Source organism: Flexivirga caeni, from assembly GCF_003724155.1.
Lineage (GTDB): Bacteria > Actinomycetota > Actinomycetes > Actinomycetales > Dermatophilaceae > Flexivirga > Flexivirga caeni.
In genome coordinates this window covers 1-1,634 of the sequence record NZ_RJJQ01000045.1, presented here as the reverse complement: position 1 = coordinate 1,634, position 1,634 = coordinate 1, and the positions used below count along the sequence as shown (strand labels likewise).

The following is a 1,634-nucleotide window of genomic DNA, read 5'->3' as shown; positions in this document are numbered from 1 at the left end:
GACCCAGATCCGCGAGTAGCTGATTGGCTTCGGCCGCGGGTGTGGTTCTGATGTCGGGTTCTGCGTGTTCGCAGTATTTTTCGTGGTTCGGGCGTGACTGTGCTTCGGGATGACGTTCCCGGGAGGCGGTTTCCAATGGTCCTGGTCGTAGGGGTACTGGTGGCCTTCTCAGGCTGGATCGGGTAGGGCACGGATCCGGGAGAGGACCTCGGCCAGCGGGTGATCGCCGGGCGGTAACCGTAGGGTCAGGTTGCGGGCGTGATGGATGAGTCTGGCTGGGACACAAAGGAGTTCGTGGCGTAGCCGGTGCATGCGTGCGGTTCCGGCGTCGTCGGACAGGCCGGTCAGGGATTGCAGCATCACGCTGATCGCCCCGGCCAGTAGTGCACTCCACATCCAGACTGTGTTCACTGCGGCCTGGCCGGAGGGGAGATGATTGAGCCCGGCACCGAGTTTGGCTTCCCGGAATCGTTCCTCGATCGCGGTCCGGCCCCGGAACCAGTGCTCGACCGCCACCACGTCCGCCGGTGTGGTGGTGGGCAGGTTGGTGACGATGAAGCTGACCGCCCACGCATGATCGGCCTCGCCACCCAGCACCAGCGCGAGCTGGTTCGCCTCGATGGTGCGCCGCCGCCGGGACCGGCCATCCGCGGAGATGTGGCCGGCATCGACACGGACCCGTCGCACAATCGTGTACGCGTCCGGTGGCCACCCGGCCGGGGCGTAATCCATGACGGCAACCTGCGCGCCGTGCATATCCCGGGCCGGACACCACGCCCCGGCGGGAACGGCGGCCAGTTCCCGCCAGAACGCACTGTTGCGTTTGGCCGCGACTGCGTAATCAGCGCCCAGGCCGGTGGCGGCCCACGCCAACTCGGCAGTGAAGTACCCCGCGTCAGCACGGACCCTGGGGCGGGCACACACCGCCGCGGGTAAACACGCGATGGCCCGGGCCAGCAGGCCCGCGCAGCGTGGCCGCACGTCCTGGTCACCGGCCAACAAGTCTGCTGCCAAAGGCAACCCGGCCTCAGCCCAACTGGCCAGGTGTGGCCGGCCAGCGCGTTGCCCCACATAGTTGTACGCCACGCCGTGCTTGGCACGGCCGAACACTTCGACCTCGGTGGAATCCAAGTCAATCGTCGGCGACCGCAGCACCAGCGGGGACCGCACCCGGGCCGGCAGCAGGCGCAACCACCGCGAGGTCACTGCGGCGATCGCGTCCTCGATCCCGACCAGGTGCGCCGCAGTGAACCGGCGGGCCAACGCGCCGGTCGTGGTCGAGGCCGGTGCCGCCACCGGCCACAGTTCCTGCCCCGCGACGTCGGCGCGGACCCGGTCCAACCCGACCAGCGCGTCATGACCCAGCAGTTGCGTACACGTAACCGCCAGCACCAGTTCACCGGCCGACAGCCCACGGGCACGTGTCTTGATCGCCGGCACGTGCCCGTCCAATGCCTCGACCAGGCCCAGTTTGTCGACCAGCTCGGTCACCGCGCTCATCCCTGAGGCCCCGGTCAACGACGCATCCGGCGCGCCGATGCGCACCTGCTTCCAGGAACTGTTGCGACCACGTATTCTCATCACCGACAGGGTGCCTTCCCGCTCGGATACCTCGAACTCTCGACAAGCTCGAT

1 protein-coding gene is annotated in these 1,634 nt (G+C 67.9%); it reads right to left on the bottom strand.

Going from position 1 to position 1,634, the window contains the following annotated elements:
- Positions 1 to 168 precede the first annotated feature (168 nt).
- The gene (locus EFY87_RS19895) at positions 169 to 1,581 is read right to left on the bottom strand and encodes an IS1380 family transposase (protein ID WP_148043436.1); all 1,413 of its coding nucleotides are present in this window, start codon (positions 1,579 to 1,581) and stop codon (positions 169 to 171) included.
- Positions 1,582 to 1,634 lie beyond the last annotated feature (53 nt).

Coding starts and splice junctions, on each gene's coding strand:
- EFY87_RS19895 (WP_148043436.1), bottom strand. CDS start 1,581: ATGAGAATACGTGGTCGCAACAGTTCCTGGAAGCAGGTGCGCATCGGC.